This is a genomic window from Paraburkholderia bengalensis (assembly GCF_037126505.1).
GTDB classification, from domain to species: domain Bacteria; phylum Pseudomonadota; class Gammaproteobacteria; order Burkholderiales; family Burkholderiaceae; genus Paraburkholderia; species Paraburkholderia bengalensis.
Window position 1 is genome coordinate 53428 of the sequence record NZ_JACFYJ010000018.1, and the last position, 22321, is coordinate 75748.

The 22321-nt window shown below is 62.0% G+C and carries 23 protein-coding genes; 14 read left to right on the top strand and 9 right to left on the bottom strand.

What is annotated here, in order from left to right; translation table 11 throughout:
* Position 1: 1 nt before the first annotated feature.
* The 4 genes from H3V53_RS13640 to dhaK are packed head-to-tail and all read left to right on the top strand — an operon-like array spanning position 2 to position 3765.
* Complete coding sequence (locus tag H3V53_RS13640; RefSeq protein WP_336598357.1) at positions 2-1117, top strand: ABC transporter ATP-binding protein; 1116 nt, start codon at positions 2-4, stop codon at positions 1115-1117.
* Entirely contained in the window at positions 1110-2129 is a 1020-nt protein-coding gene (locus tag H3V53_RS13645; RefSeq protein WP_336598359.1) for an ABC transporter ATP-binding protein, read from the top strand. Before H3V53_RS13640 ends, H3V53_RS13645 begins: the two co-directional genes overlap by 8 nt.
* The gene (gene dhaL / locus H3V53_RS13650; RefSeq protein ID WP_336598360.1) at positions 2126-2761 is read left to right on the top strand and encodes a dihydroxyacetone kinase subunit DhaL; all 636 of its coding nucleotides are present in this window, start codon (positions 2126-2128) and stop codon (positions 2759-2761) included. Before H3V53_RS13645 ends, dhaL begins: the two co-directional genes overlap by 4 nt.
* 14 nt (positions 2762-2775) lie before the next feature.
* Positions 2776-3765, top strand: a complete 990-nt coding sequence (dhaK, locus tag H3V53_RS13655; protein WP_336598361.1) for a dihydroxyacetone kinase subunit DhaK — start codon at positions 2776-2778, stop codon at positions 3763-3765.
* Between the two features lie 138 nt (positions 3766-3903).
* Here dhaK and H3V53_RS13660 read toward each other — a convergent pair whose 3' ends face one another.
* The 6 genes from H3V53_RS13660 to H3V53_RS13685 all read right to left on the bottom strand — a co-directional run bounded on the left by H3V53_RS13660 (position 3904) and on the right by H3V53_RS13685 (position 9929).
* Positions 3904-4458 carry a DUF302 domain-containing protein gene (locus tag H3V53_RS13660; RefSeq protein WP_336598362.1) on the bottom strand — a complete coding sequence of 185 codons (555 nt, stop codon included), beginning with the start codon at positions 4456-4458 and terminating at the stop codon, positions 3904-3906.
* Between the two features lie 82 nt (positions 4459-4540).
* Positions 4541-6127 (bottom strand): solute symporter family protein, encoded by a 1587-nt coding sequence (locus tag H3V53_RS13665; protein WP_336598363.1) that lies wholly within the window; start codon positions 6125-6127, stop codon positions 4541-4543.
* Entirely contained in the window at positions 6120-6494 is a 375-nt protein-coding gene (locus H3V53_RS13670; RefSeq protein ID WP_054921914.1) for a DUF485 domain-containing protein, read from the bottom strand. The genes H3V53_RS13665 and H3V53_RS13670 overlap by 8 nt, the downstream gene beginning before the upstream one ends.
* Before the next feature lie 46 nt (positions 6495-6540).
* The gene (gene fahA, locus H3V53_RS13675) at positions 6541-7869 is read right to left on the bottom strand and encodes a fumarylacetoacetase (protein ID WP_336598364.1); all 1329 of its coding nucleotides are present in this window, start codon (positions 7867-7869) and stop codon (positions 6541-6543) included.
* Between the two features lie 57 nt (positions 7870-7926).
* Positions 7927-9156, bottom strand: a complete 1230-nt coding sequence (locus H3V53_RS13680; protein WP_336598365.1) for a CaiB/BaiF CoA transferase family protein — start codon at positions 9154-9156, stop codon at positions 7927-7929.
* 2 nt (positions 9157-9158) lie between these two features.
* Positions 9159-9929, bottom strand: coding sequence for an enoyl-CoA hydratase/isomerase family protein (locus H3V53_RS13685; protein ID WP_336598366.1), 771 nt, complete (start codon positions 9927-9929; stop codon positions 9159-9161).
* A gap of 360 nt (positions 9930-10289) precedes the next feature.
* On the opposite strand from H3V53_RS13685, the gene H3V53_RS13690 reads away from it, so the two are divergent.
* On the top strand, positions 10290-11411 hold the full coding sequence (locus H3V53_RS13690; protein WP_336598367.1) for an AraC family transcriptional regulator: 1122 nt from the start codon (positions 10290-10292) through the stop codon (positions 11409-11411).
* Between the two features lie 137 nt (positions 11412-11548).
* Here the strand turns inward: H3V53_RS13690 and H3V53_RS13695 are convergent, their stop codons facing one another.
* Positions 11549-12340 carry a phytanoyl-CoA dioxygenase family protein gene (locus H3V53_RS13695; RefSeq protein WP_336598368.1) on the bottom strand — a complete coding sequence of 264 codons (792 nt, stop codon included), beginning with the start codon at positions 12338-12340 and terminating at the stop codon, positions 11549-11551.
* 512 nt (positions 12341-12852) lie between these two features.
* Between H3V53_RS13695 and H3V53_RS13700 the strand changes: the two genes are divergently transcribed.
* From H3V53_RS13700 to H3V53_RS13715, 4 genes are read left to right on the top strand one after another with little or no spacing between them, the layout of a single operon-like run.
* Positions 12853-13269: a DUF2000 domain-containing protein gene (locus H3V53_RS13700; RefSeq protein WP_336598369.1), complete on the top strand. Its 417-nt coding sequence runs from the start codon at positions 12853-12855 to the stop codon at positions 13267-13269.
* Positions 13269-14000: an enoyl-CoA hydratase/isomerase family protein gene (locus H3V53_RS13705; RefSeq protein WP_336598408.1), complete on the top strand. Its 732-nt coding sequence runs from the start codon at positions 13269-13271 to the stop codon at positions 13998-14000. Before H3V53_RS13700 ends, H3V53_RS13705 begins: the two co-directional genes overlap by 1 nt.
* Positions 13993-14715, top strand: coding sequence for an NAD(P)H-dependent oxidoreductase (locus tag H3V53_RS13710; protein WP_336598370.1), 723 nt, complete (start codon positions 13993-13995; stop codon positions 14713-14715). Before H3V53_RS13705 ends, H3V53_RS13710 begins: the two co-directional genes overlap by 8 nt.
* A gap of 50 nt (positions 14716-14765) precedes the next feature.
* Entirely contained in the window at positions 14766-15545 is a 780-nt protein-coding gene (locus H3V53_RS13715) for a helix-turn-helix transcriptional regulator (RefSeq protein WP_336598371.1), read from the top strand.
* A 200-nt stretch (positions 15546-15745) separates the two neighbouring features.
* On the opposite strand, the gene H3V53_RS13720 is transcribed toward H3V53_RS13715, so the two are convergent.
* Together H3V53_RS13720 and H3V53_RS13725 are read right to left on the bottom strand one after the other, a co-directional pair.
* Entirely contained in the window at positions 15746-16165 is a 420-nt protein-coding gene (locus H3V53_RS13720; RefSeq protein ID WP_419539493.1) for a HEAT repeat domain-containing protein, read from the bottom strand.
* Between the two features lie 34 nt (positions 16166-16199).
* Positions 16200-16910, bottom strand: coding sequence for an IclR family transcriptional regulator (locus H3V53_RS13725; RefSeq protein WP_336598372.1), 711 nt, complete (start codon positions 16908-16910; stop codon positions 16200-16202).
* A gap of 165 nt (positions 16911-17075) precedes the next feature.
* Here H3V53_RS13725 and H3V53_RS13730 point away from each other — a divergent pair, with 165 nt between their 5' ends.
* The 5 genes from H3V53_RS13730 (at position 17076) to H3V53_RS13750 (ending at position 22320) form a co-directional block, all read left to right on the top strand.
* Positions 17076-17774, top strand: coding sequence for an RraA family protein (locus H3V53_RS13730; RefSeq protein WP_336598373.1), 699 nt, complete (start codon positions 17076-17078; stop codon positions 17772-17774).
* Positions 17774-18721, top strand: a complete 948-nt coding sequence (locus tag H3V53_RS13735) for an NAD(P)-dependent oxidoreductase (protein WP_336598374.1) — start codon at positions 17774-17776, stop codon at positions 18719-18721. Before H3V53_RS13730 ends, H3V53_RS13735 begins: the two co-directional genes overlap by 1 nt.
* Positions 18722-18743: 22 nt before the next feature.
* On the top strand, positions 18744-19673 hold the full coding sequence (locus H3V53_RS13740) for an SMP-30/gluconolactonase/LRE family protein (protein WP_336598375.1): 930 nt from the start codon (positions 18744-18746) through the stop codon (positions 19671-19673).
* Between the two features lie 71 nt (positions 19674-19744).
* Positions 19745-21124 (top strand): MFS transporter, encoded by a 1380-nt coding sequence (locus H3V53_RS13745; RefSeq protein ID WP_336598376.1) that lies wholly within the window; start codon positions 19745-19747, stop codon positions 21122-21124.
* Between the two features lie 44 nt (positions 21125-21168).
* Positions 21169-22320, top strand: a complete 1152-nt coding sequence (locus H3V53_RS13750; RefSeq protein ID WP_336598377.1) for a porin — start codon at positions 21169-21171, stop codon at positions 22318-22320.
* Position 22321 lies beyond the last annotated feature (1 nt).

Consider the following 22321-nt stretch of genomic DNA (forward strand, 5'->3'; position numbering starts at 1 on the left):
CATGTCGACGATCGTTCTCTCCAACCTTCAAAAACGCTTCGGCGAATTCACTGCCGTGCGCGGCACGAATCTTACCGTGAGCAACGGCCGCTTCGTCGTGCTGCTCGGCCCGTCCGGTTGCGGCAAAACGACGACGTTGCGCATGATTGCCGGACTCGAGCTGCCGACCTCTGGCCAGATTCTGATCGACGGCGAAGATGTGACGGGATTGCGGGCGCGCCAACGCGACATTGCCTTTGTGTTCCAGATGTTCGCGCTCTATCCGCATATGACGGTGCGTAACAACATCGCTTTTCCGCTGAAGAACGAAGGCATTTCGCGCCGCGAGATTGCGTCGCGCGTCGATGCGGCCGCGCATATGTTGCGCATCGAAAGTCTGCTGGACAGAAAGACGGGCGGGCTGTCGGGCGGCGATCGTCAACGCGTCGCGTTGGGCCGCGCGATTGTCCGGCACCCGAAGGCTTTTCTGATGGACGAGCCGCTCGGCACGCTCGACGCGGATTTCCGCGAACTGATGTGCCTCGAGTTGCGCAAGTTGCACAACGCGCTCAACGCGACGACGGTCTATGTGACGCACGACCAGCGCGAAGCGATGGCGATGGCCGACGACATCGTTGTGATGAGCGGCGGCGAGGTGCTGCAATCCGCGTCGCCGCATGAGGTCTATCACTTTCCGGCGACCGTGTTTGTCGGTAGCTTTATCGGCAGTCCGCCGATGAATTTTCTGGCCGTGGACGGCGGCGTCGAAGCGGGTGTGGAATCGGTCTCGCTCGGCGGTGTGGCCGTGCCTGTGCCCCGCACGGAGGCGTCCGCCGCGAAAGCGCTGCTTGGCGTGCGGCCCGAGCACGTCGTCATCGACGAGCGCAGTGCGCTGCGCGGACGCGTGATCGCCGACGAGTATCTCGGCTCGCATCAGATTCTGGTTGTCGAAACCGCGCTCGGCATCGTGCGCGTGCGGGTCGGCAAGGAAGAAGGACGAGCGGCCGGGTCGCAGGTCGGGTTGTCGTTTCACAAGGAGCGCACGCTCATGTACGACGCATCGAGCGGCGTGCTGCTGCCCGGCGCTGCGCGGCAGATGGCCGTCAACGGACGCGGTAACGGAGGCGCTTATGTCTGAGATCCGCTTGCAGGGGGTGACGAAGCGATTCGGCGATATCGTCGCGGTGAATGATGTGTCGATCGACGTGAAAGAGGGCGAGTTCGTCGTGCTGCTCGGGCCGAGCGGCGCGGGCAAGACCACCACGTTGCGGCTCATCGCCGGTCTGGAACGGCCCGACGAAGGCGAGATATTCATCGACGGTGCCGCCGCGACGGACATGCATCCGGCGGACCGGGACGTCGCCTTCATCTTTCAGCAGTATTCGCTGTATCCGCATCTGACGGTGTTCGGCAACCTGGCGTTTCCACTTCGCTCACCGCGCCGGCGCGTGAGCGAGGCGGAAGTCACCGCGCGCGTGCAGACGGTCGCGCAGATGCTGCATATCGAGTCGAAACTCGGCAATCTGGCGACGCGTCTGTCGGGAGGCGAGATGCAGCGCGTCGCCATCGGACGCGCGCTGGTGCGTCAGCCCAAGGTGTTTCTGATGGACGAGCCGCTGTCCTCGCTCGATGCGAAGTTGCGCGAGGAGTTGCGGATCGAACTGAAGCGGCTGCATCGCACGATTGGCGCGACGATCATCTACGTGACGCACGATCAGGTCGAGGCGACTACGCTCGCGGACCGCATCGGCATACTCGAACAAGGGCACATCGTGCAGATGGGTGCGCCGCGCGATGTCTATGGCAATCCCGCTTCGCTAGGCGCTGCGCAACGTCTCGGCTCGCCGCCCATCAATTTGCTGCCGCCCGTGTTGTTCGATCCTTCGACGATGCCGTCGGGCACCTCGACCGTCGCAATACGGCCTGAAGACATCGTGCTGCACGCGCCTGATACGCGCGACGTGCTCAATCTTCGCGTGCTCGAATATTCGCCGCTGCGACATCTGCTGATCATGGAGCGCGACGGCACGGCGATCGTCGCGACCACGATGACCGAGCGCAATTTCACGCCTGGGCAAACGGTCGGCGTGTCGCTGCCTCCGCGCAGCCTTCTCTACTTCCGCTCCGACGGCAGGAGGATTCCGGCATGAACGGGAAAACGGTCATGGCGTGCATCGAGGCCGCGCATGCGACGCTAAAGGAACACACGGACGAGATCGCCGCGCTCGATCAGCAGATCGGCGACGGCGATCATATCTTCAACCTGTTGCGCGGCGTCGATGCGCTGCTGGCGATGCGCGCGACTATCGAGGCCCAGGCATTTGCGCCCGCGCTGGACCAGGCCGCCTCCAAATTGCTGTCGACGGTGGGCGGTTCGTCGGGGCCGCTGTTCTTTTCGTTGCTGCATGGCATGGCACAGGCGGCGCAGGGCGCGGACACCATGAGCGTGGAAGACGCAGCGCGGATCTTCGCTGCGGGTGTCGATGCCGTCGCCCAGCGAGGCAAGGCCGGCATCGGCAGCAAGACGATGATGGACGTGCTGATCCCCGTCGCGTCACGCTTCGTGGCACTAGCCGAAGATGGTGCGGCACCCGAAGCCGTGCTCGATGCGCTGCCGCTGACGGCCGAAGAGGGCATGCAGGCGACGCGCGACATGCTCGCGACCAAGGGACGCGCGTCGTTTCTTGGCGAGCGCGCGCGCGGGCACATCGATCCCGGCGCACGGTCGAGCCAGTTGATGATCGGTGCGATATGCGCGCGGCTCGCGCAAGACAGAGACTGAAAGGAGCGCAGGCCATGAAAAAATTCATCAACCATGTCGACGACTTTCTGACTGAGAGCCTTGCCGGATTCGCCGCCGCGCATGACGATCTCGTCGTGCTCGACAACGAACCTGTATTCGTGCGGCGTAAAACGCTGAAGCCAGGCAAGGTTGCGCTCGTGTCGGGCGGCGGCTCGGGACACGAGCCCTTGCATATCGGCTTCGTCGGGTACGGAATGCTGGATGCCGCATGCCCGGGTCAGGTCTTCACATCGCCGACGCCCGATCAGATGATGGCAGCCGCCAAGGCCGTCGATACGGGCGCGGGGACGCTCTTCATCGTGAAGAACTATTCCGGCGATCTGATGAACTTTGAAATGGCGTCCGAGATGTCGGAGTTGCCGAATGCGATGGTGCTGATCAACGACGACGTCGCCGTCGAAAACTCAAGTTACACGACGGGGCGGCGCGGCGTCGCGGGTGCCGTGATCGTCGAGAAACTGGTGGGCAGTCTCGCCGAGAGCGGCGCCGATCTCGAACAATGCAAGGCGTTCGGCGACCGGATCAACAAACATACGGCGTCGATGGGCGTGGCGTTCTCGAGTTGCACGGTGCCCGCAGCGGGCACGCTGACGTTCAAGATCGGCGACGATGAAATCGAGGTTGGCGTCGGCATTCATGGGGAGCCAGGGCGGCGTCGCGCGCGCTTTGCAGCAGCCGATGCGATCGCGGCAGAGCTGCTGACGGCGATTATCGCCGATCTGAAGCCGGGCAGCGGCTCGGAGTTGCTGGTCTTGATCAATGGACTGGGCGGCACGCCGCTCGGCGAACTGTATCTGTTGTTCAACTCCACACGGTCGTGGCTGCAAGAGCGCGGTCTGGCCATTGCACGCGTGCAGATCGGATCGCTCACGACGTCGCTGGAAATGGCCGGTGCGTCGATCACCTTGTGCGTGCTGGACGACGAAATGAAGCGGCATTGGGATAGCCCGGTGCATACACCATCGCTCAGATGGGGAATGTAGCCGGTCGCCACCTGGCCGTCGGATTCGCGCACGCGGCGACAGCGCAACCGCGTGCGAAATACGGGTTCCTTCTGTCCGCCTGTCGTTCGTTACCGGACGCGCGACGTTGCGCTCTCCGTGCGCTGCGCGTGGGCGTTCCTATTGCAATACGGAAGCACAAAGCTTCGCGAGTCGATCGTCGAGTGAACGGCCCTGAACATCGATCTGGGCGCTGTGGAACTGGCTGAGTTGGGTTGACGGCTTATCGTATTCGATTGTCGTCCCACCCTGCGCGTTCTCGTAGACCATGATACGTAATGGCGCATACAGTCCGGCCGCCATGTTGACGCTCGTCATTTCAGTCGCGGTGAGAATGTTGCCGGTGAAGTACTCAGTGCCGTTTCTGCGCTGTCCTTTCAGCACGAGCCAGTCTCCATGCAGCCCAATGTAGTGAATCACGAGCCCGTCGTGGCCGGCGGCTTTCTGAAGGGCAGTGCGCAATTCGTCGACCTTGTCCTGCTTCAGCAGCGTGCGGATATGATCGTCGAGTCGACCGAGGCGGCTCTCCAGCTCCTGTTTGACGAGCGCGTAAGGTTTGCTGGACGAGACAGTCACATGATCGATGATCGTCTTTGTTTCCGATACCTCGACGGTCGCCGCCATCGCTGACGCCCAGAATGTGTTCATGCCGATGGCAATGGCGGCTGTGGACAACGCAAATCGTGAAGCGGCAATACGTAAGCGAATCACTGGGAGTCTCCTTGTTGGACAGATAGTTGGTTTGAACTTTCTCGCATTAGTGTTCCGATGCGGCTTCCGCTCCGAGGCCGCTTAGCATGCGAAGTTGCTGCGCGTCGAAGGAACCGTCGTTGATGTTTCGGCGTGTCGTGACCGATCCGATCCAGCCCGCGATAAAGCCCACTGGAATGCTGAACAGACCCGGATTCGAGAGCCAGAACGGCGGAGTGGAATCCTTGAAGATGATGCCTTTCGCCCCTATAACAGCCGGCCCCAGCAGCACGAGGCCGATCGAAGATACGGTGCCGGCGAGCACGGCGGCCACTGCGCCTCGATCCGTAAAGCGCCGCCAGTACATCGAGAAGAGAACCACGGGCAAATTTGCGCTAGCGGCGATGGCAAACGCGAGCCCTACGAGAAACGCGACATTGAAGGTCTTCACAAGCAGCGCGAGTCCCATGGCGGCCACACCGAAGACTATCGTGGCGATCTTCGCGATCACGACCTTCCGGCGTTCCCTGTCGTGCGCCGCCGGGAAGAGATGGCTGAAGATGTCGTGGGAGATGGTCGACGCCGATGAAATCATGATGCCCGACACGACGGCAAGAATGGTTGCAAAAGCAATGGCCGACACGCACGCGAGCAAAAGCTCGCCGCCGACAGAACCGGCACCGCCGCCGAGTGTCGTGGCGAGCAACGTGATGGCGCTGTTTCCGGAACTGTGTGTCGCGAGAATCGCCGCCGGCCCCACGATCGCGGTGGCAGAAAATCCGAGCACGATCATCATGACGGCAAAGGACGTCATCACGATCAGGCCGATTTTGGCTGACTTTCTCGCCGCGACGGCGGACGGCACCGTGTAAAAGCGGGTCATCACGTGCGGCAGGCCGGCTGTACCCAACGCGAGGGCGAGCGTAAGTGACAGCGTATCGAGCGGGTCTTTGAAGTAGCCGCCGGGTACAAAGTATTGCGCCGGGTGCAGCGATGACAGACGTGCCTTGTTGAATAGCGCGCCCACGTCGAAGGAGAAATGCGCCAGAGCGAGCAGCACGAGCACCGCGCCGGCCGTCCAGACGAGGACGGCCTTGACGATCTGCACGTAAGTCGCGGCCACCATGCCGCCGAACAGCACATACGCGATCATGAGTACGCCGATCAGCACGATGGCGGCGTTGGCGCCGATCGGCAAGAGCAGACTGGCGAGGGCGCCGGCGCCGACCAGTTGCGCGAGCAGATAGGCTAACGAAATGATCAGTGAAGAACCCGATGTGGCCGCTCGCACGCCACGGCTGCGCAAGCGGATGGCGACCACATCGGAGAGGGTGTATTTGCCGCAGTTTCTGACCGGCTCCGCGACGATCAGCATGATCATGATCCATCCCGCAATGAAGCCCACCTGGTAGACGATGCCGTCGAATCCGAACAGCGAAACCAGCCCCGTCACACCCAGGAACGAGCCCGCCGACATGAAGTCTCCCGCCAGCGCGAGGCCGTTCTGAACCGGCGACAGATTGCGTCCGGCCACGAAAAATCCGGAGGTGCCGCGCGATCGGCGAGCGCTCCAACCGGTCAGAAGAAGGCTGAGTCCGATAAATCCCACGAAGGCGATGACTCTGAGTCCGCCATGACTGATCAGGTTATTCATGTCGATCACCATCCGTGTGCGCCGACGCGCTGCGCAGCAGTTCAGTTGCTTTCGGGTCGTAGACGTGCTCGGCCCACGCACAGTAGCCCCAGAAGGTAGCGATCGTAAGCGCGAACTGAACGACTACCGCAAGCAGTCCAAGGTTGAGTTCGCCGTAGACGGATATGGACATTGCGCCGGGAAACTCGAGTACTGCGATCAACAGGCCAAAATAGATGCCCAGTGAGGTGTAAAGCAATGACCACACGAAGTGGTTCCGGTACTTTGCGAGCGCTTGCGTCTTCTCGACGAGTGACGCGCCGGATGATCTGACTTTCGTCCCGTTTTGCCTCTCGAACTCCGCGTTGATTGATTCCATCGATTGCATGTCGGGTCCCCTCCGTTATGGTCTACGTGACAGACATCTGAAGCGGTCATCGCCAGCGCTTTGCCGGTAAGACTTCGCCGCGGCTCTCTCCGAATCCGATTCGTGCAAAGCCCGCTTTCTCGCAGTAGCCGCGCAAAATAACGGCGTCGCCATCCTCCACATAGCTGCGCTGTTCACCCGTATCGAGGGTGACGGGCTCGCTTGCGTTGCGAGCAAGTTCCATCAGCGCGCCGGCTTCCGATCGCTGCGGCCCTGAAATGGTGCCGCTGCCAAGCAGGTCTCCCGGACGCAAATTGCAGCCGCCTATGGCGTGATGCGCGACCATCTGCGCGATGCTCCAGTACTGATGCTTGAAACTCGTGCGTGAGAGTAGTGCCGCCGGGAGACTCGCGGCCCGATGGCGAGCAGTCTCCATGCAGACTTCAAGCTGGATATCGATGGCGCCCGTCGTGCTGTTGCCGTCGGAATCCAGATAGGGCAGTGGCTTTCCATCCGCGTCTGGACGCGGCAAAGGAAGCCTGAACGGCGCGAGTGCCTCCATGGTCACGATCCATGGTGAGATCGTGGTGGCGAAGTTCTTTGCCAGAAACGGGCCTAATGGCTGCATCTCCCACGCCTGAATATCGCGGGCGGACCAGTCGTTGAGCAGACAAAGCCCGAATACGTGGCTGTCGGCCTGATCCAGTCCGATCGGCTCGCCAGCGGCGTTGCCTTGTCCAATGTAAATGCCGAGTTCGAGTTCGTAGTCGAGCTTGCGCGAAGGCGAGAAGATCGGCGCTTCTTCACCCGGCAGCATGATTTGACCCGCGGGGCGTCGAAACTGCTGACCGCTTACTCCGATGCTTGAAACCCGGCCATGGTATGCGATGGGTATCGACTTGAAGTTGGCGCCGACACCGTTCAAGCCGAGCAGTTTGCTGATGTTGGTCGCGTGATGAATCGAGGTGTAGAAGTCCGTATAGTCGCCGATCTGCGCAGGCAGGCTGTGCTCCACTTCCGGTTGCGGGATCAGACATGCCTCGATTGCCGCACGATCCTCCGAAGCGGCGCGCTCGTGAAGCGCGGCAAATAGCGCGTGCCGCAAAGCTCGCCATGCCGCCGGGCCCATTGAAAACAACGTGTTGAGCACGGGCTGCGCGCATGCCCGCGCAGCCTCGCCTGCGATTCCATCCAGACTGGCGCGAGACGCCCACGCGGCGATGTCGATGACCTGATCGCCGATGGCGACCGCGCCGCGAAACGTCTCATCGGCATTCCGTCTGCGGAAGACCGAAAACGGCAGGTTCTGGATGGGGAAGTCGCCCGCCTGTGCATTAGCGGACTCGACCCAACTGCGTGCAGCGGGGTCATGAGTCTGATTCAGTGTGTGTTGCATCGTCGTCTCGATTCAATTGGGGGAAGGTGCGAGCCGTGCGCATCAACGCATCGACGTTCAGTCGAACGGGCGCGTGGGGCCGGGCCTGCTGAGAAGGATTCCGCGTTCCTGCAGATCCCGGATGAACGCTGCGCTGAGCTTGCGCTCGGCGAGCACCTCGGCGTTATGCTCGCCCTGGAAAGCGGGGCTGCCCGGCGGCGGCAACTCGGACTGACTGAAGTGCCAAGGCGCGCCGGGCATGCGTGTCGTGCCGCCCGATCTGTCGTCGACATCGACTAGCGCACCCCATTCCTGCACCCACTCCGATTCGGCGAACTCGTTCACGCTGCGGACCACGCCAATGGCCAGCCCCGCTTCGCTGACCTGCGTCTGGAGCAGATCCAGGTCGTTGAACGTGAGAATCCACGCGCGGACTTCGGCCAGCAAATCGGCAATGTTTTGCCGCCGCAAAAGTGCCGTGCCGAAACGAGGGTCCCGCAGCAGATCGTTGCGGCGCATCATCGCGCAATACCGCGAGAACATCGGCGTGTAGATCGGGCTGCCCGCTATGGTGAGTTGGCGTCCATCGGGCAAATCGAAGATGTGCGAATCGGGCGCCGAGAGAATGATCGGCTCGCCCTCGGTGTCGATTTCCGACAATTGTGCGCCCACGCGTTCGTTGACCGACAGCATGGTGGCGGCCATCGAGACGTCGACGTGTTGCCCCTCGCCGGTTCGCGCGCGATGCGCGAGCGCGGCCAGAATGCCGATGACGCCGTGGAGTCCGGTGTACATGTCGGCGTGGCTGCATGCGTCGTTACGGACTTCCGTCAGCGCGTCGCCGAAATGGTGCTGGACGATGTCGGTCAATCCCGACTCGGCTTGCACGGTCGGCGCGAACGCGGGCCGGTTGCGCCATGAGGTGGATTGTCCATAGCCGCTCAACGAGGCATAAATGACGGACGGGTTGAACTCGCGCACCTGCTCATAGCCGAGTCCAAAGCGGTTCAGCGTCCCAGGACGAAAGTTTTCGACGATGACGTCCGCGTCGCGACACATGTCGACCATGATCGAACGTGCCTCGGGGAAGTTGAGATCGAGGCTCACGTTGCGCTTGCCGGCGTTCTGCTGCACGTAATACAGCGACATGTCGCCGATATGCGGCATGCTCACGCGGCCGATATCGCCGGAGGGCGGTTCGATCTTGGTCACGGTGGCGCCGAGATCGAGAAGCGTCTTGGTGCAATGCGGTCCGGCCAGCACGCGCGTGAAATCGATCACACGAATACCTTCGAGCGGTGCTGACATGATCAATCTCCCTTGAATTCGGCGGTGGCGGGCCCGGTTGCAAAGAACGAAGCGAAACCGCGTTCGCGATCGCCCGTCTTCCAGATCATGTTGTTGAGGTTGATCTGCTCCAGGTCTGCGCTGCGCACGCCGCCGTTGGCCGCGAGATTGGCCTGCTGCTTGATGCCGTTGAGGACTTTGGTCGGGCCCGCGGCCAGTTGGCGGGCGAACGACATGGCGGCAGTCTGCAGCTCTTCTTCGGGCACGACGTGATTGATGATTCCCCAGCGTTCGAATGCTTCCGCCGAATGCCGGCGCCCGATCAGTGCGATTTCCTTGGCGCGTACGACGCCCGCTCGCTGAACGAGTCGTTGCGTGCCGCCGAGCAGCGGGATGAGGCCCACGATGTTCTCGACCTGCCCGAAGTAGGCCGTGTCCGCAGCGACGATCATGTCGCAGGTGAGCGCCAGTTCGAGACCGCCGCCAAGCGCGGCCCCGTGAACAGCCGCGACGGTCGGGACAGGGGCGTTCTCCAGCACGTCGAGGAACTCGAGGAATTGATCGGCGTCGTGCTGGATCACCGTCTTGCCGTTGGTAAATGAACTCATTTCCGCGCCCGCGGAAAAGTGCCGCATATCGCTCTTGAGTATGATCGCGCGGGCGCCTTCGGCGACGGCGCGGCGATACGCGGCGAGCAGGTCCGCGATCATCGCGTCGTCAATCAGGTTGTGCGGCGGCTTGGCGAGTGAAACGATTCCGACTGCGCCATCCATTTCAATCTTTACGGTGGTCATGGTTTTCTCGGCAATGAGCAATGAGCAATGTGCGATACGCGAAGCAAAGGCACTGGCGTCAGGCAGCCCTTTGCGCGCTGCACGCGTGTGGGGCGGCTGACGAGTCCATTAGCGAGGCGTTTTATACGGGGCTCGCAGCTGGAATCGACTGTCGTGTTGCGTTGCCGCATGAGGGCCAATTGCGCCATCAATCGATACTGAACTGGCGCTGATCAGGGGCGTGGCGAGTGCCAGAGCGGGCGTGGCTAAGGGCATCAAGGCTTGTCTCCATCTGTTTTTCGGCTTGCGCCGTTGATGGTTACTATCTCAGCGAGCGCATCCCGCAACAACGTTCAACCCTGCCAATTGCCGCGTCAAAGTGTGCCAACCGCGCTCGACGAAAATCCGGAAAATGTGCGAGCATGGTTCGGAACTGAAGTGAGGCATATCGTGCGTCCACCGAAAATCATCACGCCGCTGCATCCCGATCTCGATGCGCCGACGCAGAGTCTTCTTGGTCTGGCTGCGCTCGCCGCGGAACTGGCCGCAGAGGGCGTTTCCGTCAACAAGCTGTTCGCGCACACTGGCGTCCACGCGACCCAGCTGGAGGATTCGCAGGCGAGAATTTCGCATCGTCAGCGCATTGCCATTTATCGAAACGCTCAACGGCTGGCTACACGTGCCGATGTCGGATTACTTGCGGGTGCGCGTCAGAGAATCAGTGACTTCGGCATATATGGCTATGCCATGGTCAGCAGCACGACCTTTGGAGACGCACTTAAATTCAGCGTCGAGAATGTCAGGATGGCGGGCGCGGTGTTGCAGATCAGCTATTCCACCGAGGGCAACACGGGCATTTTGCGGAGCCATGGACTCGCATCGTTAGGCGACATGCTGCCTTTCGTCGCCGAATTCTGGCGAAGCTCGATGACAGTGTTGTTCAGCCGGGTGCTGGAAGCGCCTTTTCCTTCGAAGCGGATGATCATGGCGTATCCGGCGCCGCCACACTGGCGAAATTACGAAAGGATGTTCGACTGTCCTGTGGAGTTCGGCGCCGATACGATGGAGTGGCATTTCGACGTGCATGTACTCGATCGCCCGTGTCCGAATGCGAATCCGATCACTGCGCAAATCTGCCAGCAGCTTTGCGATCGCATTCTCGAAGAACGCGATGGCATTCCGGAACTGCCGAGGCAGATCCGCATGGCCTGCCTGAACGCACCGGGCGTGTTTCCATCCGCCGAGAAGATGGCCGCGCAACTGGGCATGTCACTGCGAACCTTGCATCGACGGCTGGCCGACGATAACTACTCGTATCAGACCTTGTTAAATGATGTTCGCCGGTCTCTCGCGATCGAATTTCTGGAAAACACGAGGCTTCCCATCGATCAGGTCGCCGAGCGCATTGGATTTTCGGATGCAGCGAGCTTTCGCCGGTCGTTCAGAAAGTGGACTGGAAATTCGCCCAGCGTGTATCGGAAGGGTATCGACAAGGATGGGTGAGGGGCGTGAGGGTCATGAGGGGCGTTAGGGGCGTTGCCGGTTCACAAAGCAATGCGCTGGAACGTCGCGCTCCGAACTGCCGTTGCAACTGCGCGTTCCATAACCTATTCAACGTTCTCATCGTCGTTTCGGGCTCGTCAATACGCGAACTTCGTGTAATGCTCGCGCGCGGCGTTATTGTCGATGTTGTCCACGCGCGGCATGGTGCGCAAGAGTCGCTTCGCCGTCGCACTGAGGCTCTGATAAACACTCTCCGGCACGTCGATTTTCACTTCCGGCCGATAGTACCAGCTGCGGCTATAGCCGATCACGACCATCGGCCGCGGCGTCTGTGTCAGATTGGGCGTGCCTCTGTGCAATGCGCGTACGTCGCGGATAATCACGTCGCCCAATTGCATCGTGATTGCATGCAGGGGCGCGCGGCCGGATTCGTAGGCTTGCAGTGCATCCGCCGAATGCATCCGATGCGTGCCAAGCGTCGTCTCGAACGGTCCGTTGTCGGCGGTAACGTCGCAAAGCGGGAAGTTGACGGCGAGCTGGAACGAGGGCGTTTCGGGAAAGCCCTCGAAAAGCGCGGGCGTGTCACGGTGCACGTCCTGATAGTCGGAACCATAGAGCGGCGTGTCCGTCGCCAGCTGACACATGACGGGTTCATCGCCCGCCACCCGTTCGACAATGCCAAGCACGTCCGGGTCTGCAAAGATGGCCTCGTCGGCGAAAACGCCGGAAAAAGGCAGCGTGATGTAATGCCGGTTCGGTCCTCGCACAGCCGTTGCGCTTTCGCGTAGACGCTGATCGAGAAGGTCGTCAAAGGCGCTGCGCCATTGAAGCAAGGTGTCGCGGGCAAAGTGCTGACGCAACACGACCATACCGTCGGTGTCGAACTGATTGGCAAGCGAGTCCAACTCGGCTGTCGTATAGCGGGTCATCGGCGTCTCCTCGGATGGCATGTTAAACGTCAACTGTTAAACGTCATACGCGACGATTGTGTACGCGTTTTTCATTCTGTCGCATCTGCAACTAACGGTCGAGTCCTCAAAAGCATTCGCCCGGCTTCGCCAGAAAATCGCGCTCAGTAGAGATTTGATTTGCCAGCGTACACGCGTCGTCCGCCTGCCGGAGCAAATGTCATGCCCTGTTATTAGAGGGTACGCGGTACGCGTCTAACGAAGCGCGTCCGCTACAGGCGCTACATCAAAACAACGACGGCCGCGAAAGTTTTACCGCCCTCGGTCCGCCGTCCGTTAGTCGAGGAGGAGCCGGAACGGGGGCCGGTCCGTTATGGCGGGCTATTGATAATTGCTAACGGCAAAAAGAGGTCAGCCCCGTCCTGCAAAATCGTCCAATACTTTCAGCAGATCCTCTCATAGCATGCTCTCCAGGACGGATTCAAAGGAGAGACGGATTGTTAGCGCAAACGGAAGCACGCTCCGGGAGCGATATGCAGACGCAGCAGAAGCCGGAGCGGTGCGTGATCGTCGTCGACGAAGCGCTGAACCCGGGCAAGGCATCCAACGCGGTCGCTGTCGTCGCATTCACCCTGGGGCAGCGGCACAGTCATCTCGTCGGCGCGCCCCTGCGAGAAAGTGACGGTACTGCTCATCCAGGGCTTATCCCGATCGGCATCCCGGTACTCAAGGCAACGACGCAACAGTTGAGCGAACTTCGGCAGAAGTCGCTGGCCCATTGCGATGTGGTGGACTTTCCCGTGCAAGGCCAGGCCACCACGGACTACCACGCGTTCCTCGATGCCATCCAGGCTGTCCCGGGAGCATCACTGCAATACCTCGCGATTGGGCTTGTTGGACCGAGGAACAGGGTCGGCAAGCTGGTCGGCGGTTTTTCGTTGTTCGCATGATGACGGCCAACATCACGTCCGCGCTCGACGGGAAAATCTGGTCCATCGGCATCTATCGGCCCGAAAAGCGGAATGCGCTTGACGGCACGATGTTCGACGCGCTAGCGAATGCATTGCTGCTTGCGCAGGGCGATTTGCGCGTTCATTGCGTGCTCCTGCACGGAACTGACGACGCCTTTTGCGCAGGCCACGATACAGCGGCATTTGGCTCGCTCTGGCCCCAGGCAACCGATGGTGCGGTCGCGCGCTGCATCAATGCATTCGCTACGCAGCCGAAGCCCATCGTTGCAGCCGTCAACGGTGCGGCGGTCGGCTTCGGAGCGACGATGTTGTTGCACGCCGATTGGGTCGTGGCGGGGGAGAGCGCCAGGTTCCGTTTCCCGTTCGCTGACCTCGGCATCGTCCCCGAAGCAGGAGCGACGGCTTTGTTGGCCCGACGGGTGGGCGACCTGGTCGCGCGGGACTGGCTGTTGAGCGGTCGCGAAATCAGGCCTGATGAGGCATTGCGATGCGGTTTCATCTCACGAGTCGTGCGAGACGACGACGTTCGACGTACGGCCAGCGACTACGCCGCGCGCCTTGCTTCGAAGCCACCGGGTGCATTGCAGGATACGCGACGTTTGCTGTGCGAGGGCTCGACGCTTCCGGCTGGGAAAGCGATCGAAGGCGAGTTCGCCTACCTCAATGCGTATATTCCCGCCATTTCATGGAGGTCGATCCCTCATGGCTAGAGTGCATGTCGTGCACGCTCATCCGGAGCCGCGCTCCTTCTGTACGGCGATGGCTCATGAGGCGCGGCATCAGTTGACGTTGCGCGGCGACGATGTGAGTTTTTCGGACCTCTACGCACTCGATTTCGATCCCGTAGTTCGTGCAACCGATTTCCCGGAGCGCGCCAATAGCGACTATCTCGTCTATGCATTGGAGCAACGCCACGCGCTCGAGCATGGTGCGATTGCATCCGAGATCCAGCGCGAAGTGGACGCGCTTCTCACCAGTGACACGCTGATGCTCGTGTTCCCACTGTATTGGTTCTCCGTGCCGGCGCTCGTAAAGGGCTGGATCGACCGATGTTTCCTGTCGGGTGCGCTGTATGGTGGCAAACGTATCTACGGCCGCGGCGGCATGGTCGGCAAGCGCGCTGTGGTTGGCGTGACACTGGGTGGGCGCGAGCACATGTTCGGCCCGGCAGGCATTCATGGCGAACTGGCAAGCGGTATGTTGCGTCACCTGCTGCAAGGCACGCTCGGTTACGTCGGCTATGAAGTGCTCGAACCGTTCTTCGCCTGGCACGTTCCGTACTGCTCGCCCGACCAGCGTGCCGAGACCCTTGTGCGGTGGAGGGACTTCATTAACGAACTCGACAAGCAGCCGAGCATGACGATGCCCAGGCTCGAGTACTATGATGAGATCTTTCGCCCGCTCCCGCACCCGCCATTGTGCTGAAAACTACCTTTCCGAAGCCATCGGTCAAACTCTGGCGCGCGCCCGACGTGATGGACGCTGTGATGCTCAGGGGGCAGTTCATTGGCCATCGCTATTCGCGGCATACGCATGACACGCATTGTCTTGCTGTCATCACGGGCGGAGTTCTGGAGGTCGAAGTCCGTCAGGAACGGCGACAGTGTCGGCGCGGCGACGTGATCGTCATCGATGCTGACGTGCCGCATGCCGGTGCAGCTGCGGGTGACGGTCATTGGAAGATGCGTGTGGAACATGTGCAGCCCGCCGCGCTTGCCGCGTATTGTGAAAGGCTCGGTGTTCCGCGACGAGAGCGCTTTGAAGTGACAAGCCCGTTTATCTCCGATCAGGAGTTGTCGAGGAACCTGTACGGCGTGAACTGGTGCTCGGAGGTCGATGACGATCCCTTCAAGCGTAGCGAAGCGCTCGCGTGCGCCGTGATCGGTTTGCAGGCGCGCCATGCGTTGCGCGCCACCGCCTTGCCAGTCGTGCGCCGCGAGCCTGCGCTGGTTCGTGCCGTCAAGAGCCGTCTACGGGATGACTTGCATGCGCGGGTGACGCTGGCGACGCTTGCCACCGAGTTTGACGTGACGCCTTTCGTGCTGCTGCGTGCGTTCGAGCGCGAAGTGGGGTTGAGTCCGCACGCGTTTCAGCAACAAGAGCGCATCCGTAAAGCCATTCTGATGCTGCGGTCCGGCAGGCCCATCGTGGAAACCGGTTCTCTCAGCGGCTTTGCCGATCAATCACATTTCACGCGCGTCTTCAAACAACAGATGGGCGTGACGCCGAAGGTCTATCAGGCCGCGTTCTCCTGACGGGACTCGAATCGGCTAACCAGCCGGCGCATCTGTCGTGGTCTACAGCCCGGGTTGCGCAGTGGCACGCGACGGCTTGAATACGCCGCCTGTGGTCCGGTTTCCTTCGCCGCCGAAATAAGGTGTAGCTTCGAAACGACAGCGGCCCTCAGCAGCCGATGTCCTGCTAATAGCGAAGCCTGAGCTATCGGGTGCGCCTGTTAGATGTGACGTGACGTGACATGCGCGAGTGTCAATGCGTGCCCGGCAGTTGCGCCAGAAAGGCCCACGGGCCAGGCCGCGTCGGCGAGTGCGTGCCGTAGCGCGGCTGTTGTCGCTACATCGTTTGCGGGCGCAAAGCCCAATGCGCCGACGGCCGCGCGGCGAATGTCCGCATTGGCGTCATGCGCGGCGATGGCCGCCAGCGGCGCGAGCGCGCGCGCATCCTTGAGCCAGCCGAGCATACCCACAGCCTCGATGCGGACTTTCGGATCGTCATGATCGAGCGCACGCACGGCAGGCGAAAACGCATCGGCGTAACGCAGTTCGCGCAATGCGCGCAAGACGGCCGCCTGCAGGAACGGCTCGGGATGATCGATCCACTCGGACAGCACAGCGCCTGAAGATGCTTCCTTGCGCATTTCCCCCAGGCACCGGCGTTCCCGCAAGCGGCCATCACGTGCGGTAGAGGTTCTCGCACAACGCCACACTCGCCCCCAACTTGCGCGATAGATCAGCGGCTGCGTCCAGCTGCGGTCGGTCAAGCTCGCCCGACGCGTGTGCCGCGCTCAGCCGGGACGCAGGGCCCGACAGCGTGAGTGCCGCCATGAACTTGTCGCCCGCGCCAAAAACCGGAACGGCGAATGCCGCTGTGTGCACGTCGCGCGCGCCCGCCGTGAAGACGGGCAGTGCAGGCGGTTTGTCGTATATCGGCTCGCCAAGGCCCCAGAAACGGATCACCTGGCCGATAGCCGTGTCGTCGAGTGGAAGCGCGGTTCCCGCGAGCCGCGTTTCGCGCAGACCTTCGGACGGCTCGGCGCGGAACAGGCAAAGCCGTTGACCGTTGTCGTGAACGTAGTACGATGCGCTTTCTTTGGTCAGCGCCGCCAGCGCGTGCAACGCCGGTTCCACCACCGTGGACAGATGAAACGACTGCTCGTACAGCTTGCCAAGATAGAGCACGCGATGGCCGAGCGAGTAGTTGCCCGATTGCGCGCGCACGACATAACCCATTCGCTCCAGCGAGTTCATCAGCCGATAAACCGTCGTCTTGTGCATGCCGGACGCTTGCGACAGCATCGCGAGTGACTGCGATTCTGCCCCCGGCTTGAAGCAATCTAGCAGTGCCAGCGCTTTTTCGACCGCAACGACTCCCTCGTTTCCCATTCCCGCCTCCCGCCGTTCGTTCAGCGACATTTTACACAGTAAAACGATGGTTTACACCGTAAAAGGGTAAACGCTAGTGGCTGCGTGCGCGCACGCTCGCTATAGTGATTTCACACAGTACACCATCGTTGTACACGGTAAAACTTTCGAACTGAGGTGAAATCGATGAGCACTACGTCCGCAGGTACTTCCGCCATCAATCGCAACGTTGAACGCGTATCGTCCGACCTGGTTAAGGCGGCCGCCCGATATCAGGCTGCCATCCTCGCCGACGTTGCGGGCCGTCGCGGCACGCTGCATGGCCGGGTGAAGCCGCTGTCGCCGAAGATGAAAGTCGCGGGTCCGGCCGTCACGGTCGAAGTCCGTCGCGGCGACAACCTCGCCATCCACGCCGCGCTTTCGATCGCGAAGCCGGGCGACGTGATCGTCGTCGACGGGAAGGGCGATCTGTCCTGCGCGCTGATCGGCGAGATCATGGCGACGCAGGCGAAAGCAACCGGCATCGCCGGGATCATCATCGACGGCGCGGTGCGCGATGCGCACGAGCTTGCCAACGGCGACTATCCGATCTTCGCGGCGGGCCTCAACCCGTGCGGCCCGACCAAAAGCGTCGCGGGCCTCGTGAACGCGCCGATTTCGGCCGGCGACACGGCCATCAACCCCGGCGACCTGATCGTCGGCGACGCGGACGGCGTGGTCGTCATTCCGCGCAACGACGTTGCGCGCATCGTCGAGCTCGCGCAGAAAAAGCTCGACATCGAGACCGCGCGTATTGCGGCGATCCATAAGGGTGATGTGCGTCCGGGATGGATCGAGAAGGAACTGCGTGCAGTCGGCATGCTGGCCGAAGGCGAGGCACTGTGATGCAAACGGCTTCGCATAAACCCGTCGTCCTCGTGACGGCCGCGGATCTCGCGCCGCAAGCGCTCGACATGCTCACCCAGTTCGACATCGTGTTCGCGGGCAAGCAGCCTACGGAAGACGACATCGTCGCGCTGTGCACCGAGCACAAGCCGGTCGCGATCATCGTTCGATACGGCAAGGTCAACGCCCGCATCATGGATGCCGCCGAAAACCTGCAGGTGATTTCGAAGCACGGCAGCGGCATCGACGTGATCGATCAGGCAGCCGCGGCTGCACGTGGGATCGCGGTGCGCGCAGCCGTCGGCGCCAACGCCGCGGCCGTTGCGGAGCATGCCTGGGCGCTGATTCTCGCGTGTGCCAAATCGGTGCCGCAACTGGATGCGCGCATGCGCGCAGGTCACTGGGACAAATCCACGCATAAGTCCGTTGAACTGGATGGATGCACGCTCGGCCTCGTCGGACTCGGCGCGATCGGCCGACGCGTCGCAGCGATCGGCGCCGCGTTCGGCATGAAGGTGCTTGCGTTTGATCCGTACGCGAAAGAAGTGCCCGCGGGCGTAAAACTCGTTGCGCTCGACGACCTGTACGCCGCATCGGACATCGTCTCGTTGCATTGCCCGCTGACGCCGGAGAACCGGCAGATGCTCAACCGCGACACGTTCGCGCGCTTCAAGCCCGGCGCGATTCTCGTCAACACGGCGCGTGGCGGTCTGATCGACGAAGCCGCGCTCGCCGAGGCACTCGCCAGCGGCCAGCTGCGCGCGGCCGGTCTCGACAGCTTCGACGTCGAACCGATGACGAATCCGCATCCGTTCCAGCAGATCGCAAACGCGATCCTGTCGCCGCACATCGGCGGCGTGAGCGATGCCGCATACGTGAACATGGGCAAGGGCGCTGCCGCCAATGTTCTCGCCGTCGTCGACGAACGCGCCCGCAACGCAGCCTGACGTTCGCAAGAGAAGGTCCATCATGTTCTATCTCAGCTCGCCCGAAGTACGCACAGCCGAAGTCTTCACGCGTATGCCGGACAAATTCCGCAAGCCCGATGTGCAGACCGATTGGGCGCGCGCAAACCGCGGCGGCCTCGCCACGGATTCCTTCCTCGAAGGCCCGGTCTGGGACCCGGAAGGCTATCTGTTCGTGACCGACATCCCTCACGGCCGCGTGTTCAGGATTTCGCCTTCGGGCGAGTGGGAACTTGTCGTGCAGTACGACGGCGAGCCGAATGGCATGAAGCGTTACGACGATGCGCACCTGCTCATCACCGACTATCGCAATGGTCTGATGCTGCTCGACATCGCGAGCGGCGAAGTGCGCCCGCTTCTCGAGCGGCGCAATTCCGAGCGCTTCAGAGGCGTGAACGATCTCACGTTCGATTCGAACGGCAACCTGTATTTCACCGATCAGGGCCAAACCGGTCTGCACGATCCGACCGGCCGCGTATACCGGCTGTCGGTGGACGGCAAGCTCGACATGCTGCTTGGCAATTGTCCGAGCCCCAACGGACTCGTGCTGTCGCCCGACGAGAAGGTCCTGTTCGTCGGCATGACGCGCGGGAACTGCGTGTGGCGCGTGCCGCTTCAGGCCGATGGTTCCGTCAGCAAGGTCGGGCAGTTCTTCACCTCCTACGGTCCGAGCGGTCCGGACGGTCTGACCATCGATACCGAGGGCCGGCTGTTCGTCGCGAACCCGGGGCTCGGCCGCGCGTGGGTGCTGAACCATCGTGCCGAACCCGTCGGGATCCTGACGAGCCCGGCAGGCGCTTCGCTCACCAATCTCTGCTTCGGCGGCCCAGCGATGAAGACGCTCTTCATGACCGAATCCGTTTCCGGAACGGTTCTTAAAGCCGAAATGACGATTGCCGGTCCGCTGCCCAAGCGGGCGAAGCGGACCGTCTGAGGCGCGGCGGGCGCTGCGCCCGCCAATTATCGATACATCGCGCCGACAGCAGCGCGTTGGAGGAGGCAAGCATGACGATTTCGCAAACCTTGCGCGCCGAGGGCGCCGCGCGGCGCGCTGGTGCACAACCCGTGCCGGGCATTGCTCACGAAGACTATGCAGCCAGCGAGCGCACGCTCGCGAAGGCGTTCCGGCGAATTCTGCCGTTCATTTTCATCTGCTACGTCATCAGCTATCTGGACCGGACCAACGTCGGGTTCGCCGCGCTGACGATGAACAAGGATCTCGGTCTGACAGCCGAGCAGTTCGGCTTCGGTGCGGGGCTGTTCTTCGTCGGCTATTTTCTCTTCGAAATTCCTAGCAACCTGATCATGCAGAAGGTCGGGGCGCGCGTGTGGATCGCACGCATCATGATCACGTGGGGTCTCTTTTCGATGGCGACAGCGTTCGTCGTCGGCCCGAAGAGTTTCGCCGCCGCACGGTTCCTGCTCGGTCTCGCCGAGGCGGGCTTCACGCCCGGCATCTATCTGTATTTCACGCACTGGTTTCCGGGCAAGTGGCGCGCGAAGGTCACGGCTGCATTTCTTGTCGGCATTCCCGTGGCGAACATGATCGGTTCGCCGGTCTCGGGTGCCTTGCTCGAACTGGGCGGTCTGCACGGGCTGCGTAGCTGGCAGTGGCTACTGCTGATCGAGGGTGTGCCCGCTGTGATACTCGGCATCGCCTGTCTGTTCGTGCTGGCCGACCGCCCCGAAAAGGCGAAGTGGCTGAGCGAAGAAGAAAAGTCGTCGCTGGCGAAGCGTCTTGCGCACGAGCAGGGCGACATCGGCGCGCGTCACGGCAGCAATCTGCGCGATGCGATGACCAACTGGCGCGTGTTCGTGCTCGCGTTCATCAACTTCTGCGGCATCGTCGGCTCGCTCGGCGTCGGTCTGTGGATGCCGCAGATCATCAAGCAGTTCGGCGTCGAGCACGCGGTCGTCGGCTGGCTCACGGCGATTCCATATGCGATCGGCGCGATCGTGATGCTGTGGTGGGCGCGCGTCGCCAATCGCTCGCAGAACCGCATTCCGTATGTGGCCGGCGCGCTGATCGTGGCGGCCGTCGCGCTGTGCGCCAGCACGTTCGTCGACACGCCCGTGCTCAAGCTGATCGCACTCTGCTTCACGGTGAGCGGCATCCTCGCGTTTCAGGCGACGTATTGGGCCATCCCGTCAGGCTTCCTTACGGGCCGCGCTGCAGCAGGCGGCCTCGCGCTGATCGTCTCGGTGGGCAATCTGGGCGGCTTCGTCGGCCCGTCGATGATCGGCGCGCTCAAGCAGATCTCGGGCGGCTTCACCGTGCCGTTGCTCGCCGTCTCAGGTGTGCTGCTGCTCGGTGCGCTGACCATCGCCTGGCTCGGCGATCCGGGTGCTGACGCGGGCGAAGCGCCGTCGGCGCACAAGGTGTGATCCACGCTCTCAAAACCAATCCATACACACTTTTTGGAGACTCCATGCTGTTCAAGAAAGCCAGCCACAACGTCAACACGAACACCCGCCTGATGCTCGGCGCAGTCGCAGCCGCAGGCGTGAGCCTGACCTGCAGCGCCGCGCATGCGCAAAGCAGCGTCACGCTGTATGGCATCGCGGACGTTGGCATCGAGCACATCAACAATACAAGTGCTGGCGGCGCACAGACGCGCGAAGTGTCGGGCAACCTGTCCGGCTCGCGCTGGGGACTGAAGGGCGTCGAAGACCTCGGCGGCGGCATGAAGGCAATCTTCCAGTTGGAGAGCGGCTTCAACATCAATGACGGCACGACCGCGCAATCGACCAAAGGTCTCGGCGCGAACGCGACCACGACTTCCCGGCTGTTCGGCCGTCAGGCGTGGGTCGGCCTTTCATATAAAGGCCAGCAGTTGACCTTCGGCCGGCAGAACGCGCTGCTCTACGAACAGGCGGTGGCGTTCGATCCGATGGGCGCATCGTCGCGCTACTCGGTGCTGTCGCTCGACTACGCGATGGCTGCGCGGATCGACAACTCCGCGAAATACACGGGCGTATTCGGCCCGTTGACGGCACAGGCGATGTACAGCACGCGCTACGACACAGGCTACGGCGCCGAAGTGCCGGGCGCCGAAATCACCGGGCGCTTTTTCAGCGGCGCGCTGACGTTCGCGCAAGGTCCGTTGGCGGCGAGCGTGTCGTACGAGCAGCGCAACAGCAACACGGTGGCAACCAACACGGGGACCGAGCGTCGCGCGACGGTAGCCGCTTCTTATCAGATTGGACCCGTGAAGGGCTTTGCGGGCTACCGCTATCTGCGTGCGTCGAATGCGTTCCTGCCGGTGAACCCGATCGTCGTTGCAAACGGCTCGGAAGCGAGTGCCGCAAATCTTTACTGGGCGGGCGCGCAGTACTACGTCACGCCAGCCTTCCTGCTGACGGCAACGGGCTACTACCAGGACGTCCATTCGACCGGCGCCGATCCGTGGCTCGCTGTGCTTTGCGCCGATTACCTGCTGTCCAAGCGCACCGATGTCTACGCGACGGCGGGCTTTGCGCGCAACAAGGACGGCTCGGCGCTCGGCGTCAACGGTTATGGAACGGTCGCGGCCGGCCACAACCAGACGGGCGTGGTCATCGGCATGCGCCAGAAGTTTTAAA

Excerpts from the sequence above, each read along its gene's own strand:
- dhaK (WP_336598361.1), top strand. The coding sequence starts at position 2,776 with ATGAAAAAATTCATCAACCATGTCGACGACTTTCTGACTGAGAGCCTT.
- H3V53_RS13715 (WP_336598371.1), top strand. The coding sequence starts at position 14,766 with ATGGACGCTGTGATGCTCAGGGGGCAGTTCATTGGCCATCGCTATTCG.
- H3V53_RS13680 (WP_336598365.1), bottom strand. The coding sequence starts at position 9,156 with ATGTCAGCACCGCTCGAAGGTATTCGTGTGATCGATTTCACGCGCGTG.
- H3V53_RS13730 (WP_336598373.1), top strand. The coding sequence starts at position 17,076 with ATGAGCACTACGTCCGCAGGTACTTCCGCCATCAATCGCAACGTTGAA.
- H3V53_RS13750 (WP_336598377.1), top strand. The coding sequence starts at position 21,169 with ATGCTGTTCAAGAAAGCCAGCCACAACGTCAACACGAACACCCGCCTG.
- H3V53_RS13695 (WP_336598368.1), bottom strand. The coding sequence starts at position 12,340 with ATGACCCGCTATACGACAGCCGAGTTGGACTCGCTTGCCAATCAGTTC.
- H3V53_RS13700 (WP_336598369.1), top strand. The coding sequence starts at position 12,853 with ATGCAGACGCAGCAGAAGCCGGAGCGGTGCGTGATCGTCGTCGACGAA.
- fahA (WP_336598364.1), bottom strand. The coding sequence starts at position 7,869 with ATGCAACACACACTGAATCAGACTCATGACCCCGCTGCACGCAGTTGG.
- H3V53_RS13720 (WP_419539493.1), bottom strand. The coding sequence starts at position 16,165 with ATGCGCAAGGAAGCATCTTCAGGCGCTGTGCTGTCCGAGTGGATCGAT.
- H3V53_RS13670 (WP_054921914.1), bottom strand. The coding sequence starts at position 6,494 with ATGCAATCGATGGAATCAATCAACGCGGAGTTCGAGAGGCAAAACGGG.
- H3V53_RS13710 (WP_336598370.1), top strand. The coding sequence starts at position 13,993 with ATGGCTAGAGTGCATGTCGTGCACGCTCATCCGGAGCCGCGCTCCTTC.
- H3V53_RS13705 (WP_336598408.1), top strand. The coding sequence starts at position 13,269 with ATGACGGCCAACATCACGTCCGCGCTCGACGGGAAAATCTGGTCCATC.
- dhaL (WP_336598360.1), top strand. The coding sequence starts at position 2,126 with ATGAACGGGAAAACGGTCATGGCGTGCATCGAGGCCGCGCATGCGACG.
- H3V53_RS13725 (WP_336598372.1), bottom strand. The coding sequence starts at position 16,910 with ATGGGAAACGAGGGAGTCGTTGCGGTCGAAAAAGCGCTGGCACTGCTA.
- H3V53_RS13665 (WP_336598363.1), bottom strand. The coding sequence starts at position 6,127 with ATGAATAACCTGATCAGTCATGGCGGACTCAGAGTCATCGCCTTCGTG.
- H3V53_RS13735 (WP_336598374.1), top strand. The coding sequence starts at position 17,774 with ATGCAAACGGCTTCGCATAAACCCGTCGTCCTCGTGACGGCCGCGGAT.
- H3V53_RS13645 (WP_336598359.1), top strand. The coding sequence starts at position 1,110 with ATGTCTGAGATCCGCTTGCAGGGGGTGACGAAGCGATTCGGCGATATC.
- H3V53_RS13745 (WP_336598376.1), top strand. The coding sequence starts at position 19,745 with ATGACGATTTCGCAAACCTTGCGCGCCGAGGGCGCCGCGCGGCGCGCT.
- H3V53_RS13685 (WP_336598366.1), bottom strand. The coding sequence starts at position 9,929 with ATGACCACCGTAAAGATTGAAATGGATGGCGCAGTCGGAATCGTTTCA.
- H3V53_RS13640 (WP_336598357.1), top strand. The coding sequence starts at position 2 with ATGTCGACGATCGTTCTCTCCAACCTTCAAAAACGCTTCGGCGAATTC.
- H3V53_RS13740 (WP_336598375.1), top strand. The coding sequence starts at position 18,744 with ATGTTCTATCTCAGCTCGCCCGAAGTACGCACAGCCGAAGTCTTCACG.